Origin of the sequence: Algibacter sp. L4_22, assembly GCF_023473045.1 — a bacterium.
Classification (GTDB): domain Bacteria; phylum Bacteroidota; class Bacteroidia; order Flavobacteriales; family Flavobacteriaceae; genus Algibacter.
The window spans coordinates 113,419-130,136 of record NZ_JAMCOK010000009.1; the positions used below are offsets into that span (position 1 = coordinate 113,419).

At 34.2% G+C, this 16,718-nt stretch carries 10 protein-coding genes and 1 pseudogene; 10 read left to right on the top strand and 1 reads right to left on the bottom strand.

Translation table 11 applies throughout. The features are described from left to right. The first annotated feature begins 47 nt into the window (after positions 1–47). The 4 genes from M4I23_RS18740 (at position 48) to xylA (ending at position 4,400) form a co-directional block, all read left to right on the top strand. The gene (locus M4I23_RS18740) at positions 48–317 is read left to right on the top strand and encodes a hypothetical protein (RefSeq protein WP_158847551.1); all 270 of its coding nucleotides are present in this window, start codon (positions 48–50) and stop codon (positions 315–317) included. Between the two features lie 152 nt (positions 318–469). Then, on the top strand, positions 470–1,456 hold the full coding sequence (locus M4I23_RS18745) for a GntR family transcriptional regulator (protein WP_158847553.1): 987 nt from the start codon (positions 470–472) through the stop codon (positions 1,454–1,456). Then, positions 1,456–2,940, top strand: coding sequence for a xylulokinase (locus tag M4I23_RS18750; RefSeq protein ID WP_249755403.1), 1,485 nt, complete (start codon positions 1,456–1,458; stop codon positions 2,938–2,940). Before M4I23_RS18745 ends, M4I23_RS18750 begins: the two co-directional genes overlap by 1 nt. A 143-nt stretch (positions 2,941–3,083) precedes the next feature. After that, on the top strand, positions 3,084–4,400 hold the full coding sequence (xylA, locus tag M4I23_RS18755; RefSeq protein ID WP_158847557.1) for a xylose isomerase: 1,317 nt from the start codon (positions 3,084–3,086) through the stop codon (positions 4,398–4,400). 72 nt (positions 4,401–4,472) lie between these two features. Here the strand turns inward: xylA and M4I23_RS18760 are convergent, their stop codons facing one another. Next, positions 4,473–4,832, bottom strand: coding sequence for a hypothetical protein (locus M4I23_RS18760; protein WP_158847559.1), 360 nt, complete (start codon positions 4,830–4,832; stop codon positions 4,473–4,475). Positions 4,833–4,964: 132 nt separating this feature from the next. On the opposite strand from M4I23_RS18760, the gene M4I23_RS18765 reads away from it, so the two are divergent. The 6 genes and pseudogenes from M4I23_RS18765 to M4I23_RS18790 all read left to right on the top strand — a co-directional run. After that, positions 4,965–7,277: a hypothetical protein gene (locus M4I23_RS18765; RefSeq protein WP_249755404.1), complete on the top strand. Its 2,313-nt coding sequence runs from the start codon at positions 4,965–4,967 to the stop codon at positions 7,275–7,277. A 207-nt stretch (positions 7,278–7,484) separates the two neighbouring features. After that, a complete protein-coding gene (locus M4I23_RS18770) occupies positions 7,485–8,117 on the top strand; it encodes a hypothetical protein (RefSeq protein ID WP_249755405.1) in 633 nt (210 codons plus the stop codon). A gap of 349 nt (positions 8,118–8,466) precedes the next feature. Next, on the top strand, positions 8,467–8,793 hold the full coding sequence (locus M4I23_RS18775) for a hypothetical protein (protein ID WP_249755406.1): 327 nt from the start codon (positions 8,467–8,469) through the stop codon (positions 8,791–8,793). Beyond that, positions 8,766–9,518, top strand: coding sequence for a sensor histidine kinase (locus M4I23_RS18780; protein ID WP_158847567.1), 753 nt, complete (start codon positions 8,766–8,768; stop codon positions 9,516–9,518). Before M4I23_RS18775 ends, M4I23_RS18780 begins: the two co-directional genes overlap by 28 nt. After that, positions 9,505–10,146: a response regulator transcription factor gene (locus M4I23_RS18785; protein WP_249755407.1), complete on the top strand. Its 642-nt coding sequence runs from the start codon at positions 9,505–9,507 to the stop codon at positions 10,144–10,146. The genes M4I23_RS18780 and M4I23_RS18785 overlap by 14 nt, the downstream gene beginning before the upstream one ends. Positions 10,147–10,731: 585 nt before the next feature. Beyond that, positions 10,732–16,718, top strand: a pseudogene (locus M4I23_RS18790) (DUF11 domain-containing protein); the annotation flags it as partial.

The following is a 16,718-nucleotide window of genomic DNA, read 5'->3' on the forward strand; positions in this document are numbered from 1 at the left end:
TCTAACCAATTGATTTTTTTATTCTAATTAATCCCTCATAGAATTCAATGGAAAACGGTTATGTTATTATCGGTATAATAGCTTTGCTTTTTTTAAGCATGTATGGCTATTCATATTTGTCTGTTTTAAAAGAAAAGGCAAAACAAAAAGAAGAAAGTCAGAAGCAAAAAGAAGCTCAAGAAATAAGGCGAAAGGCACGAATAGAAAAGCAGGATGCTTTATTGGAGCGCGTACGTTTGTTTAATGAACGAAAAGAAGAAAATCGAGCAGAGTTAATGATGCTCGGAAAAGATAAAAAGAATCAAAAAGTGGGCTAAAAAGCTCGTTAAATATTTTTTAAAACCATGTATATTTACGAATGTACATGGTTTTTTTGTGCCCTAAAAAGATATTTTCTAAGTAAATATAGGGATTCATAAAAATAAATTTTATATTTGCATACCGGACCAGACCAGTACGGTTTATAAATATGGATTTTAAAATCAACATAAATAGCGAAACGCCTAAGTATCAGCAGCTTGTTAATGCTATAAATAACGAGTTGGCAAACAATAGGTTGGCTAGTGGTGATGCGTTACCATCAGTTAATTCGGTATGCAAATCTCATAAACTTTCTCGCGATACTGTTTTTAAAGCCTATTCTATTTTAAAAGAACATGGCGTTATAGAATCTGTGCCAAATAAAGGCTATTACGTAGCCAACGAAACTAGAAAAGTGCTTTTGCTTTTAGATACCTTTAAGGCTTATAAAGAAGTGCTATATCATGCGTTTGTAAATAATTTGCCCGAAAATGTTATTACAGATATTCAGTTTCATCATTATAATATTGATAATTTTAAAACCATAATTAATAATAGTAAAGGGAAGTATTATAAGTATGTAGTGATGACTTTTGATAACAAAGAAGTTGCCGAAGTTTTAAAAGATATTGATGATAGTAAATTATTGTTAATCGATTGGAATATTCACGCAAACAAGCATAATAATTTTGTGTTTCAAGATTTTGGAAAATCTTTTTATGATACTTTAAAAGAAGCAAATCAGGCATTTAAGAAATACAGAAAATTAGTGTTAGTGTATCCCACATTTACACATCACCCAGCAGAAACGGTAGATTATTTTAAAGCATACTGCAAAGAGGAAGGTTTCAGTTTTGAAATTATTACAGATTCTAAAGATTTTAATATCAAAAAAGGCGAGGCCTACATCAGCGTAAGCGATAGAATTCTCGGTATCTTTTTAGAACAATGCCGCTCCAGTAATTTTGAACCTGGCACCGATGTCGGGTTTTTATCTTACAATGAAACCCCAATGAAACAATTCATTTATAAAGGGATTTCAGTTATTTCAACAGATTTTAAACAATTAGGCGCCAAAGCAGCCGAGTTTGTAAGCGAAGACAAGGTTATTCAAGAATATATACCAACCAAACTAATTTTAAGAGACTCATTATAATGAATTATAATTTAGGAATAGACATTGGCAGTTCGTCAATAAAAGTAGCATTAGTAGATGTAGAAACAGGTAAAAGCTTAGGCGTTGTACAAGAACCCAAAGAAGAGATGGGTATGTTTGCTCAACAAAATGGTTGGGCAGAGCAAGATCCAAACGACTGGTGGTTTCATATTTGCAATGCTATTAGAACGTTAAAAAAACAATATAGCATAAACCGCTCTCAAATAAAAGGTATTGGCATAGCTTACCAAATGCACGGGTTAGTTGTGGTCGATAAAAATGGAAAGCCACTGCGTAAAAGCATCATTTGGTGCGATAGTCGTTCAGTAGAAATTGGACATAAAGCTTTCGCTGAAATAGGTGAGGCGAAGTGCGCTGAGCATCTGTTAAACTCACCAGCTAATTTTACGGCTTCAAAATTAAAATGGGTAAAAGATAATGAGCCCGATATTTATAGTAAAATTCATAAATTTATGCTACCAGGCGATTATGTAGCGTATAAGTTTTCGAATAAAATGAATACAACAATTTCAGGACTTTCCGAAGGCATATTCTGGGATTTTAAAAATGATAGCGTAGCCGATTTTCTTTTAGAATATTACGGTATAAGTGCAGATTTAGTTCCCGATATTGTAGATACTTTTGGTAACCAATCTGTGGTTGATGAGCAAGGTGAAAATGAAAGCGGACTCGCTGCTGGAACCCCAATTTATTACCGCGCCGGCGATCAACCAAATAATGCATTATCGCTTAATGTTTTCAATCCAGGAGAAGTTGCTGCAACTGGTGGAACTTCGGGTGTTGTATATGCTGTAACAGATAGTCTTTCGGGAAAGGAAAGCACGCGAGTAAACAATTTTGCACACGTAAATTATACAAAAGAAAATAAAAATATAGGTAAATTATTAAATATTAATGGTGCTGGTATTCAATACCGTTGGTTGCTAAATAATCTTGATGTAAGCTCTTACGAGGAAATGAATAATTTGGCATCAGAAATCCCAATAGGATCTGGAGGTGTATGTATTTTACCTTTCGGAAATGGCGCCGAGCGTATGTTAAACAACCAACGCATTGGTACGCGTTTGGTAAACATAAACCTAAACAATCACAACAAAGCGCATTTGTGTCGTGCTGCGCTCGAAGGCATTGCGTTTTCATTCCTTTATGGCATGGAAATCTTGAAATCCGATGGCATTAAAGCCAGTGTTATTCGTGCGGGAAATGATAATTTATTCCGTTCCGAGATTTTTGCAAACACCGTAGCAACACTCATTGAGCAAGAAATTGAAATTTATAATACCACAGGAGCCATAGGCGCTGCCCGTGCTGCTAATTTATATAAAGGCGATTTCGAAGCTTTCGGAAAAAGTATAATGGATAACGATCATGTCATGACGTTTATGCCGTTTAAAGACAAAACACCATATATAGAAGCATATAACAATTGGAAAAAAGAACTAGAACTCGTTTTAAATAAATAATAAAATGTGGGCGTTACCACAAGGGTCGGGCTTTCACTACTCGCTCCCTCCCAAAAGCTCGGGGAGCTTAAACAAACCGTTCAATCCCTAACGCAAACAAACATTGTAAAGTAAAAAATAATATCAACTAATAATTAAAAATTATGGCTACTAAAGAGTATTTTAAAGGCATTAACAACATTGCGTTTGAAGGCAAAGATTCCGATAATCCATTAGCATTCAAATATTACAATCCAGACCAAGTGGTTGCTGGAAAAACCATGAAAGAATGGTTTAAATTTTCTATTGCTTACTGGCATACATTCTGCGGACAAGGATCGGATCCATTTGGACCGGGAACACAAAGTTTTGAGTGGGATAAAGCTTCAGATCCAATTCAAGCAGCAAAAGATAAAGCAGATGCTGCTTTCGAATTTATTGGAAAAATGGGCTTTGATTATTTCTGTTTTCACGATTTCGATTTAGTTCAAGAAGGCGCAACATTCGCAGAGTCGGAACAACGTTTAGAAACTATTACCGATTATATAAAAGGTAAACAAGCCGAAAGTGGTGTAAAATTACTTTGGGGAACAGCAAACTGTTTTTCAAATCCACGTTACATGAACGGAGCTTCTACTAACCCAGATTTCGATGTGGTTGCTAGAGCAGGCGGACAAATAAAACTAGCTTTAGATGCTACCATTAAATTAGGTGGTGAAAATTATGTATTCTGGGGAGGACGTGAAGGTTATATGTCTTTATTAAATACAGATATGGGGCGTGAACTAGACCACATGGGGCAGTTTTTATCCATGGCTAGAGATTATGCAAGAGCGCAAGGTTTTAAAGGGAACTTCTTTATTGAGCCAAAGCCAATGGAACCATCAAAACACCAATATGATTTCGATTCGGCTACAGCTATCGGTTTCTTAAGAGAATACGGTTTAGATAAAGATTTCAAAATAAATATTGAAGTAAATCATGCAACATTAGCGCAACATACATTTCAACACGAAATTGAAACGGCGGCAAAAGCAGGCATGTTAGGTAGTTTAGATGCTAACCGTGGTGATTACCAAAATGGTTGGGATACCGATCAATTCCCAAATAATATTCAAGAAACTACCGAGGCTATGCTTGTGTTTATGAAAGCAGGTGGTTTACAAGGTGGAGGTGTTAATTTCGATGCTAAAATTAGAAGAAATTCAACCGATTTAGACGATGTTTTTCATGCACACATTGGAGGCGCAGATACCTTTGCTAGAGCGTTGTTAACAGCAGACAGAATCATTACATCTTCAGCTTACGATAAATTGAGAACAGAGCGTTACAGTTCTTTCGATGGAGGAAAAGGTAAAGATTTTGAAAACGGTAAATTAAACTTGCAAGACTTATATAAAATTGCTCAAGAAAATGGTGAGTTGCAGTTAAAAAGCGGTAAGCAAGAAATGTTTGAGAATATTATTAACCAATATATATAATCCCTCTAGAGGTTTTATTATCATTAAAAAGAGCTCGGAAATCAATAGGTTTTCGGGCTCTTTTATTTCAAATTAATTTAATAGCTTATCATTGTTATTTATTTTAAAACAACGTTCTTCTCCTAGAAATAGTGGGTTTCCGTGTTTTTCTGACCAAAAACCTTCTAATAAATCATTGGTTAAGCATTTGTAAACTACAACGCCTTTATAGACCTTTAAATCTTCACCTTCATAATTAAAATTAATAACTAAGATATTGTTTTTAAAAAAGCCTGTTCCAGTTTGTTTCTGCGAGTTTCCAATTATCCAATCGGCCTTAATTCTACTATTTTTGTTAATTGAAAGATTAAGCTTGCCGCGATAAGGTGTTTTTTCTTCATCTTGATTAAAGCCTTCAATAGTATATTTTCCGATAATGTCGTTTATAGTCATATTCAGCAAAGTTATCGAATTCTAGGCGTGAATTTCTTTAAAAAGGGCCATATTATTCTAGAAATGTTTAAATTGGAGCATTATTACATGATTAAATTCTTACGAAAATTAATTTCATTTAAAAATAAAATTTTGATTAAATACGTTTACTTTTTATTGTTCTCTGTGACTTTGTTTGCTCAAGAAATTAGTATACCTACTAAGTTTTTAGAAGATGGTAATTTATATAAAAATTTGAACAAGAGTTCAAATCAATTATCGGGACCTTTAGCAGCATTTAGTATAGATGAAAAATGTGTGGTTATTGGCTTTTTAGGAAGAGATAATTATAAAGTTAAATACAAGGAATGGGAAGGTGTTGTTAAGGATATCGATTTGTTGGTTAACGAAAAAATGTCCGATTTATATTTTGATTTTCAAGAAAAGGAAAGTAAAAAAGCAATTGAGTTGGAAAACACTCGAAAGAAGAAAATGCGGGAGCTTATTAAGTATGGCGAAGTGCTCTCTGACGAAAAAAGACAACAAATAATTAATGATTCTATTGCTAAAAGAAAGGCTGAAAATTTAGAGAAATTACGAGTTGCCGATTCTATTTCACAAGCTAAAGCTGCTCAAGAAAAACAGTTGCAGTTTATGCGTGCACAGGCTTTAAAGCAAGCTGAGGAACTTGAGGTTAAGCGTGTAAAAGATTCAATAGCTAAAGCAAAGGAAGTTGAGCGATTGCGTTTTAATAATATAAAAGCTCAAGAATTAAAATTAGCGGTAGAGCGAGAAGCAGAGCGTGTTAAAGATTCTGTTTTAAAAGTAGAAAAGGTAGAAAAAGAACGGCTAGAAAAAGAGCGAATTTCGACTTTAAAACTAGAAGCTCAACTAGAAGTTGAGCGTATAAAAGATTCTCTTTCTCGGGTAAAAAAAGAAGAGAAAGAACGATTAGAGTTTGAAAAGGCACAAGAAAAGGCTTTGGAAAAAGCAGCCGAATTAGAAGTTAAGCGTGTTAACGATTCTATAACTAAGGCTGAAGTTGTTGAGAAAAAGCGATTAGATTTTGAAATGGATCAAATAAAAGCTTTGAATAAAGCCGCAGAGCAAAAGAGAGAACGTGTAAAGGATTCAATTATAAAAATCAAAGAAGCAGATGATAAACGTTTAGAGTTGGAGCGAACAAAAGCTTTAGCCTTAAAGGAAGCTGAAAAGTTGGAAGCTAAGCGTATAAGTGATTCAATAGCTAAAGTAAAAGCCATTGAGAAAAAGAAGTTGGAGTTTGAAAAAGAACAAGCTGCAATCATGAAAAGAGCAGAAGAACTTGAATCTAAACGTGTTAATGATTCTTTGGCTAAAGTAGAAGAAGTTAGGTTACAGCGTTTAGAGAACGAGCGAGTGGCTGCTTTAAAGCGAGAAGTAGAGTTAGAGCGAATACGCTTAAACGATTCGGCTTTTCAAGCAAAGGTAGATGAGAATAAGCGTTTGGAGGATTTGGCTTTAAAGAAAGCAGCTGATGAAAAACGTTTAATTTTTGAAAAGGAAAGAGCTAAAGCTCAAGAACGTGCATTTGAATTGGAGACTAAGCGTGTAAAAGATTCTCTTAATAAAGCTGAGGTTAATGAGAATAAACGATTAGAAATTGAAAGAGAAAGCGCCAAAGTGCAAAAAAGAGCGACCGAGTTAGAAGCTAATCGATTAAAAGAGGCACTAGAAAAGGCGGAAGCTGAAGCTTTGAAAAAAGAACGTTTGGAGGTTGAGCAAAATCAAGCTTTAAAGCGAGAGAAGGAAATTGAAACTGCTCGAGTGAGCGATTCGATAAATAAAGTGAATGCGGCACATATTGAGCGTTTAAAAAGTGAGCATGCCGTGGCTTTAAAAGAAGCTGAAGAGAAGCAGCAGTTGTCTAATAATCATGCTGAAGCTATTAAACAGGCCGTTGAACTGGAGGCGAATAGGATTAGAGATTCAATAGCTAGAGTTAATGCAATTAATGATCAAGATGTTAGGCTTATTACCGAAAATGAGAATTCTGAAAGAATGCAATTTCGTAATAGTTGTCATTATATATTAGATGAATATGATGATTTTACTAAAAAAGCGACAATAAAAACTAAGGCTTACACTATAAGTGAAAACTTAAATATCGAATTGTTTAAGTATGGTAAAAAGGTATCGGTGTTTATCAATTCGTCTATAGATTTGGGTTGCGTTAGTTATCTATCTCATAGTCGTTCTAAGGTAGCGGTTCAGTTAGAAAACAATAGAGTTATTACTTTATATCACTCTTGGAATATGGAGTGTGGTGAGTTTTTGTTTAAAGCAGATTTGACTAATTCGCAAATTTTAAATCTTGAAAAATCGCCAATAAAATCAATTAAGCTAAGAGGGACTAAAGGTTTTCGAGAAATTGAAAATATTAGTTATAAAGAGTTTTTTATGGATAAGCTTAAATGTGTTGAATAGAGGTTTGTTTTAGTGTTTGGAAGTTTTGTTTAAAACATATTTTTTTGAAAAAGGGTGTTTTTCCTCTTATGTAGGAATGTTATAGTTTTTAACTTTGAAATCACACAAAATCAATGTTATATGAAAACTTTTAATCCATTTTTAATTATTCCCTTATTGCTATGTACTTTTCTTTTTTCTTGCGGCCAATTAAAAGGTGAAAAAAGCATGGAAAACTCTAAATCTCGAGATGTTTTACTTCAAAATCATCTAATATCTTCAGCTCAAGGAAAGGAAATGTTTGCTGAATTTAACGAAAATAGAACTAAGATTATCGAAGGGACGCTTCAGGAGAAATACAAAGACAATGATTTTGAAGACACTAAGTTTATTTGGTATTCATTAGATGAGATAAAAGCTTATTTACAATACATCGAATCTATTCAAAAAGCTAACCCAAAACAAGATGTTTCTGGTCTTAGAATATATTTTGCCGCCTATCCTAATTCTAAGAAGTTTAAGAGCGGAAAATCTATTAAGCATCCTAAACAGCAAACTGTTTTCATGATTCCAACGGTTGGTGTTGACTTAGGTGAAAAAAAACATAAAAGCATGAACCATTTACCATTCATTATAAAATCAGATTCTGGTAATCCTTTAGCGGGACAATTTGAAATTGTTGATGAGCTGATGATTGATTTTAATAAGAAAAACCGACTTGAAATGTATTATAAAAAAGCACAGAATTTTCAAAAAGCAGGTGTAAACTTCAGTGCTAGTTTGTTTACTGCGCGAGCCGTAGAAACAAGTACTATTTATAATGAAGGAGAAATGATTCCGCCTCCATATAAACTTGATTAATAATTAATAGATGAGTATGTTTTTAGAGATCTCATTTGTAACAATAAGAAGTTCTATAAAGTATATAGAGCTTCTTGTTGCTATTATAGGAACCTTGTATTTTTATAAATACAAGCATGAGTTCTTAAAATATTTTTTAATAATATTATGGTACACCGCTTTCAATGAGCTTTTTGGGTTTCTGTTAGGTATAATGGGGTTTTCAACAAACTATATTATCTATAATATTTTTCATTTTATAAATTTTTCATTCTTATTTTTATTGTTTAATAGTTGTTTAAAAATAAAGAGTCATAAAAAATGGACTAAATTATTTTTAGCTATTTATGTACTAAGTTTTTTTATAAATATGTTTTTTCAAAACTATTTGTATCAAATACAAACCATTCCTTATTTAATAGCATCGGTGCTTCTTATAACAAGTATTGTTTTTTATTTTTCAGAAATATTAAATACTAATGAAGTTCTTTTTATAAAAACAAACCTCATGTTTTGGATTAGTGTTGGGTATTTGCTTTACCTAGCCGGAAACATTCCTATTCGAGTAGTTAGAAATTATCTTTTCGAATTGGTTGATTTACAGAATGTTTTAGAAATAAGTAGTATCTTAAGCATCGTCATGAATTTTTGTTTTATTTTAGGTTTTATATGGGGCGAGAAGGACAAGCGATATTAGTAGCCGTTTTTACATTAGTATTTTTATGCTTAATACTTGTGGCTTTATTTGTTGTTTTTCATAGAAGAAAAAATCATTTATTGTTAAAGCAAAAGGAAATAGAAAAGCAATTTGAACAAGAAATAGCTAAAACTCAAATAGAAATAAGAGAAGAAACGTTTAGAAATATAAGTTGGGAATTACATGATAACATTGGCCAATTATTAACATTGGCAAAAATACAACTTCAAGATCCTAAAAATATTGAAGATGTAAAAGAAACTTTAAACAAAGGGTTGATCGAGTTGAGGTCGTTATCAAAACAGATAAATCCTGAGGCATTAAAGTTAATGCGGTTTACAGAAGCGATTACTCAGGAAATTGAGAGGTTTAATAGGCTTAACTTTATTAAAGCTTCAATAGAAGTTTTAGGTGAAGAAAGATTAATGGAGGAAAAAACGGAAATTGTGCTGTTTAGAATCTTGCAAGAATTTTTTTCCAATACAATGAAACATGCAAAAGCAAGGCATTTGAGTGTAATGGTTAATTTTAAAGACAAGGAGCTCTTAATAATTGCTAAAGATGATGGTAAAGGTTTCGATTCAGAAAAATCAAATAATTTTTCAGGAATTGGATTGTCCAACATAAAAAATAGAGCAAAATTAGTAAATGCAGGTGTTAGTATTTTTTCGAAACCAAACCAAGGTACACAATTAACTATTACTATAACTCATGAATCCATATAAGGTAGTCATTGTTGAAGATCATATTTTGTTGTCTCAGGCAATTGCTGGTTTGGTGAATGCCTTTAGTAGATTTGAAGTGCCTTATCAATGTAATAACGGGCAGGAGCTATTGGATAAATTAAAATTCCCTAATAATATTCCGGATATTGTATTAATGGATGTAAATATGCCTATTCTAAATGGTATAGAAACTACGGGAATTATTAAAAACGAATACCCTCAAATAAAGGTAATTGCTCTTTCGGTTGAAGGAACAGATGAAATCATTATAAAAATGTTAAAAGCAGGAGCCAAAGGTTATTTGCTTAAAGACGTTGAAAAAGAAGTTTTAGAAGTGGCGCTAAAAGAAGTTATTAGTACAGGGTATTATCATACAAAAGAGGTGTCGAATATTTTAGTGAATTCTTTAAATGATGAACGAGGTACGGTTTGTAAATTAAAAGAAAGAGAATTAGAATTTATTAAACTTGTTTGTTCAGAATTAACTTATAGAGAAATTGCTGAAAAAATGTTTTTAAGTCCCAAAACAATTGATGGCTATCGTGATACTTTATTTCAGAAATTACAAGTTAAAAATAAAATAGGTTTAGTGCTTTATGCTATTAAGAATAAGATTGTGTATTTATAAAACACGTGTTCCGATATTTATAGTTATTTCTTGAAAAAAAATGTTGTGGTGGTTTTTAGTATTTAGCGAGTTAGTCTCCATTTAATTAATTTGGATCTTTAAAAGATAAATACAATAAACTCTTCAAATCTGTAAAAACGATATTTTCAAATTTTTTAATATTCTTATTTCAATTTTAATGTATTATGTTTTTTTTTGATATGTTTTTTTTTAAATGAATCGGTTTTTGTGTTAATCTCATGTTTTTTTTGAGAGATAAATAAATGCAAATTGCAAATTTTATATTGTTCTTCTTAATTTTTTTGTAATTTTTCACTTTCTTTTTATGTAGATGTGTTCTTTTTATCGGTAATTCATGCTTTTTGTCTATTTTTTTTATTTCATCTGTTTTTTTTTGTTAAAAAATTGGCGATTTTTTTATTTTAGATAATTACTGATTATAAAATTTGTCTTAAAAAAACGTTAAAAGTTTAGTTGTTTTTTTACATTTGTTAATGTAAATCCTACAAAATTTCACTCTTAATTAATATTAGAGATTTATTTTATTCTTTTCAATTACTAACACATAATTATAATACTTTTTAAATGGATAATTTTTACCTACTTAAGAAAATAAATAATTTAAAGTTGTTTATTTTTTTTGCTTTTACTTTGTTCTTAGGAATTAGCTCATTGCACGCGCAATCATGTACCATAAATGCTGGTGTTGATCGAACAATTTGTGCTAATGATGTTTTTCAGTTAGATGGAAACTCACCAGATGCATATGCCGATGGGCCAACATGGATGCAAATTGGTGGGCCTTCAGTAATAATAAGCGACCCTTCAATAGATAATCCTATAATTACGGGTTTCTCAGGAGGAAACACTTATGAGTTTCAGCTCTCTGCAGTTTGTCCTAATGGAGATACACCGTCTCAAACAGTTTCTATTACGGTAGAATCTATTACGGTTGCAGATGCTGGTTCAGATGTGGCTTCTTGTCCAGATAGTTCGGGGGCGTTAATAATAAATGCTAATGCTCCAACTAATTCGGGAGAAATAGGTGCTTGGTCTGTAAGTGGAGGTAATGGTGCAGGTGTTACTATTAATCAGCCTACTTCAGCAACATCTACAATTTCTTTAGCTGACGGTAGCGCAGGAACTACGGTTTTAAGATGGACTATTTCGGGAGATGATTATGCTCCAGGGCAATCTTGTGAGTCTTATGATGAAATTACAATAACTAATTATGGAGGAGAAGAGCCAGTTGATGCTGGTGCAGATCAAACATTATCTAATTGTTATACAGTAAGCCAAAGTACTAATTTAGATGGTAGTTTTGCTGGTAATAATATAAATGGTCAAGTAGGTACTTGGTTATTTGTTACTGGGCCTTCAAACCCTACAATAAGTAGTCCAAACACTAATAATACAGGTGTTTCTGGTTTAGTAGAAGGTGTATATGTTTTTAGATGGGATGTTGTTGGACCTTGTGTTTCAGGCAGTGATACAGTTACAGTAACTGTACCGGAAGCGACTCAAGATGTTACACAAGCTACTATTTCTAATGATGATCAACGTTTTTGTGATGCATCAATTACTGAAACAACTTTAGTAGGTAATTCACCCGACTTTACAAATGAAACTGTATTGTGGGAACAAACATTGGGAGGAGCTGTAACTATTGTGGATCCTACGAGCTCCACAACACAAATTACAGGACTTACATCTCCAGGTAGTTATCAATTTAGCTATACTATTACAAACTCAGTGACTAGTTGTACATCTACAGATTTTGTTAGAGTTATATATAATGTAGATACTATTAGTATAAGCGCGAATTCTGGAAACGATATTGTTGGGGATTGTGGGAGTACTGAAATACCTGTTCCGTATACTTCTACAAGTGGAAACGTATCAGAATATAGTATTGTTAGTGGTCCTGGAGCTTCTGGGATAACATTTCCAACAAATTATATAAATTTGGGAAGTGCGAATAGTGGTACAACTACTATAACTGTTTTTGATGTTCCTGGAACATATACGGTAAATTTTAGAAGGCGAAGAAGTGGAAACCTTTTACAAGGTTGTGATGTTGCTAACGATGCCATAAATATAATTATTTCAACTGCTATATCTGGTGCTGCTGCAGGGTCGCCTCAAACATTTACATGCGGGCAAACAGATGGAACGCTTGCAGGTAGTACTATTAATGTAGGAGAGACTTCGGTTTGGTCTCAGATATCTGGTCCAAGTACAGCAGATATTTCAGATATTTATGCTCAAACACCAGGTCTTTTAAATCTTATTCCTGGAGAATATGTATTTAGATATACAGTAACCGCTGGACCAAATTGTACGCCACCAGCAGTATCAGACACTAGTGTTTTTGTATCGCCTATAGATAATGATCCGGTTGAAGCTGGAGGTGATCAAACCGTTTGTTATAATGCGCCAGTACAATTAGATGCAGATCCAGCATTAGCGAGTCAAACAGGAACATGGTCATCTACAGATCCTAATGTTGTTTTTGAAGATGAGAACGACCCAAAGACTATAGCTACAGGGTTTTCATTAGCATCAACAGATTATATTTTAACATGGTCTCTATTAAATGAATTCGCATACTGTGGTGAAGCTGCAACTGATACTGTAACTATAACAACTACTAGCGATGAATCGCCAACAGTTGCAGATGCAGGAGCAGATTTTTGCTTTGGGCAAGGTGTTACAACAATAGCGAACTTAGCAGGAAATACACCAGATATTGATGAAATGGGAACTTGGACACAGATTACAGGTCCAAGCGCAGTTTCTTTTACATCCCCAAATAGCGAAACTTCTGAAGTTACAGGCTTGATAGATGGTGAGTACGAATTTCAATGGGAAATCGCTTATACAGCACCAGTACCTAATGCTTGTCTTTCAACATCGGATACGGTGCTAGTAGTTGTTGCAGATTCTAGCACAACTGTATATGCTGGTCCAGACCAATTGGAATTATGTTTAGGTACTTCTCTATCTTTTATTATGGATGCAGACTCCGCGCCAGATGGAGGGCAAGGAACATGGGCTTTAGTTTCTGGATTAGGTGGATATACTGTTGATGATATTAATAGTCCTAAAGCAACATTTTCAGACTTATTAGACGGAACTTATGTTTTTGAATGGGTTATTGATTTTGGAGGTTGTACAGCCTCTGCTACACCAGATCAAGTTACTATTGAAGTAGGTATTCCTCCAACAGAAGCAGTTATACCAGATGCAACTCAAACAATTTGTGCGGCAACAAACACAACTATTTTTGCAGAACCTTTGGGTAATCCAAATTCTGAAAGCGGAAGTTGGACTGTGGTTTCAGGACCAAATACACCTACTATAGATAATCCAGGGAGTAATTCAATAAGTGTAACAAATCTAATCACGGGTTCTTATGTGTTTAGATGGACAATTGTTGGAAGCTCAACATTTTGTCCAAATTCTTCAGATGATATAACAGTTGATGTTTATGGACCTGCAACGGCAGGAACAGACCAAGACCTTTGTATGGTTAATAGTGCTTTTCTTGAGGCTACTCCTGGTACAACAGGTACATGGAGTTTAGTTTCTGTTGATGGAATAGCAGCTACTCCGGCACAAATAGCTTTATATACACCAACACAATCACCAAGTAATAGTAATACCGCAAATGCTCCTGTCGATCCAGGTTTTGTTTATGTATTTGATTATACTACGGATTATACAGGTGCTGGACTATCATGTAATAATTCATCTCAAGTAACAGTAACAGTTAGTGATGGTCCAAGTGAGGATGCAGATGCAGGTGCGGATCAAGATGTATGTATTACAACACCATCTACGATATTAACAGCAGGAAATACTGCAATACCAGGAGATGTAACATCGGAATGGAGATTTTTATCACAACCTAGTAGTTCTGTAGCTGTAATTACGAATCCAGATGATACAACAACAACAAGTGTTACTGGGTTAACAGTTCCTGGTCTTTATATAGTAGAATTAAATTTTGCTACACCGTTTTGTACAGATAATGCTGATATTGTTAGAATTGAAGTGTTTGAAGCTCCAACACCAATAGAAGCTGGTGCAGATCAAAATCCTGCATGTCAGCAAGATACTCAGTTAGATGCAACAGCACCAACCGTAGGGATTGGGGTATGGACTTTTGCAAGCCCAGGAGACGATCCATCGGGAGGTTTAGTAGTGATAGATAGCCCTAATAATCCTAAAACAACATTATCGAACATTCCAGATGATGCTGGTAGTGATGGGCTTGACGATGTTTATGTATTAACATGGACAGTGACAAGTGGACCATTTACATCAGGGGATTGTGGACCACAATCTGATACCGTTACTTTAACATATACAGGAGCACCGCCTTCTCAAGCAGTTGCAGGTCCAGATCAAGAGTATTGTGATAATTCTCAAGCTTTTCTTGCTGCTACAGATTTAGCTGTTGGTACAGGAACTTGGACACAAACAGGAGGAGCTCCGGCAACAATTGCTGCAGAAAATAATCCAAATAGTTTAGTGTTTGGATTATCTGCAGGGACATATCAGTTTACTTGGACTGCCGTTGGTGGAGGTTGTACCTCTGTCGATACTATGGAAATTGTTATACACTCAGATCCAATATCTGCTAATGCTGGTCCAGATCAATCTTTACCAGAATTTTCATCAGTAACTTTAGGGGCAACGCCAGCAGGTGTTGGCGAAGGAACTTGGACTCAGGTTTCAGGTCCTTCTACTGTTAGTTTTATAGACGAAAACGATGCGAATACATTAGTAGCTGGAACAGCCGTTGGAACTTATGTTTTTAGATGGTCTATTGTTAGCGGAACATGTAGTCACGCTGAAGATGAGGTGACTATTATTATTACTCCAATTTCGGATTTAGAACTAACTAAAGCAGTATCAACTTCAAATGTAAATGCAGGAGATATTATAACGTTTACTGTTTCTGTTTTTAATAATGATACTAGTGGAGCAAACTCTGATGCAACAGGTGTTAGTGTTGAAGATATTTTGCCATTAGGTTATTCTATAGTACCAGGAACGGTTTCCAATGGTGGTTCTTTCGATTTAGGAACACAAACTATAACATGGTCTAATTTAGATATTGCAAACGGAGCGACATTACCTCTAACTTTTAATGTTACAGTTAATGCTTCTGGTCCTTATGAGAATACAGCACAAATTATAGCGAGTGATAATTTCGATCCAGATAGTGATCCAACAACGGATGCTTCAGTGGATGAAGATGGAAATGGAAATGGTGATGATGATGATGAGGATACAGAAACAATAACAATACAGTCTGCAGATTTATCTGTGAGCAAAGTGGTTTCACCAACAGATGCTAGTGTAGGGGATCCGGTAGAATTTACGATTACGGTAACAAATGGAGGTGGAGATACAGCTACAAATGTTGAGGTTCTAGATCAATTACCGAGTGGTTACACGTATCAAAGTGATGATGCTTCGGGTAATTATAATTCTAGTACAGGAGTTTGGACTATAGCATCTATAGCGGCATCTACTAATGCTGTTTTAAAAATAACAGCTTTAGTTAATGCTCCGTCCGGAACAACGGATGAGTACTTAAATACATCTCAAGTAATTGCTAGTGATCAAAACGATCCTAATAGTACACCAAACAATGACGATGGAAATCAAAGTGAAGATGACGAAGATAATGCAGAAGTTAATTTAGAAACTGCCGATCTTCAAATTACAAAATCTGTTTCACCTCTTTCTGGTTCAGTAGGAGATCCAGTTACATTTACTATTTTATTAGAAAATGCAGGTGGTGGAGATGCTACAGGAGTTGATATTGAAGATTTATTACCAAGTGGATATGATTTAGTTGCTGGAACAATATCGGATTCTGGTGTTTATATCGTCGGAAATAAGTCTATTGTTTGGAGTGATTTAGCTTTAGGGAATGGCTTGTCAAGAACGCTTACTTATGATGCAATTGTTAATGCTTCAGGAGACTATACTAATGTAGCTCAAATTACAGCGAGTGATTTATTCGATCCAAATAGTACTCCAGATAATGATGTGTTAACTGAAGATGATCAAGATGATGCTACATTTACAATAGAAGTAAATATTCCTCCATTTGCTGATAATGAAATAAGTTCTGGGAATACTTCAGGAGCAACCGTTATTCAGAATATAATAACAGGAGATACAGATTCTGATGGAACAATAGATGCTATGAGTGTAAACTTAATAGTACCTACCAATCCGGGACTTACAATAACCGATCCTATTACAGATTTAAATGGTGATTTAATTGGCTTTACCGTAGAAGGACAAGGTGTTTGGCTTTACGATGAAGTTACAGGGGAAGTGAGTTTTAATCCAATTCCAGGTTATACTGGGGATCCTGATCCAATTTCATATACTATTGATGATGAAGATGGCGATACATCAAATGTTGCTACAATAACAGTAGAATATACAGTGGTAGCTCCAATAGCAAATGATAATGAAGATTTAGATAATGCCTTAGGAACAGCAGTTTCTATTGATGTTTTAGCCGATGATTTATTATCCGA

Bases quoted from the DNA above. Each gene is read 5' to 3' on its own strand.
- M4I23_RS18740 (WP_158847551.1), top strand. From the start codon at position 48: ATGGAAAACGGTTATGTTATTATCGGTATAATAGCTTTGCTTTTTTTA.
- M4I23_RS18745 (WP_158847553.1), top strand. From the start codon at position 470: ATGGATTTTAAAATCAACATAAATAGCGAAACGCCTAAGTATCAGCAG.
- M4I23_RS18750 (WP_249755403.1), top strand. From the start codon at position 1,456: ATGAATTATAATTTAGGAATAGACATTGGCAGTTCGTCAATAAAAGTA.
- xylA (WP_158847557.1), top strand. From the start codon at position 3,084: ATGGCTACTAAAGAGTATTTTAAAGGCATTAACAACATTGCGTTTGAA.
- M4I23_RS18760 (WP_158847559.1), bottom strand. From the start codon at position 4,832: ATGACTATAAACGACATTATCGGAAAATATACTATTGAAGGCTTTAAT.
- M4I23_RS18770 (WP_249755405.1), top strand. From the start codon at position 7,485: ATGGAAAACTCTAAATCTCGAGATGTTTTACTTCAAAATCATCTAATA.
- M4I23_RS18775 (WP_249755406.1), top strand. From the start codon at position 8,467: ATGTTTTTTCAAAACTATTTGTATCAAATACAAACCATTCCTTATTTA.
- M4I23_RS18780 (WP_158847567.1), top strand. From the start codon at position 8,766: ATGGGGCGAGAAGGACAAGCGATATTAGTAGCCGTTTTTACATTAGTA.
- M4I23_RS18785 (WP_249755407.1), top strand. From the start codon at position 9,505: ATGAATCCATATAAGGTAGTCATTGTTGAAGATCATATTTTGTTGTCT.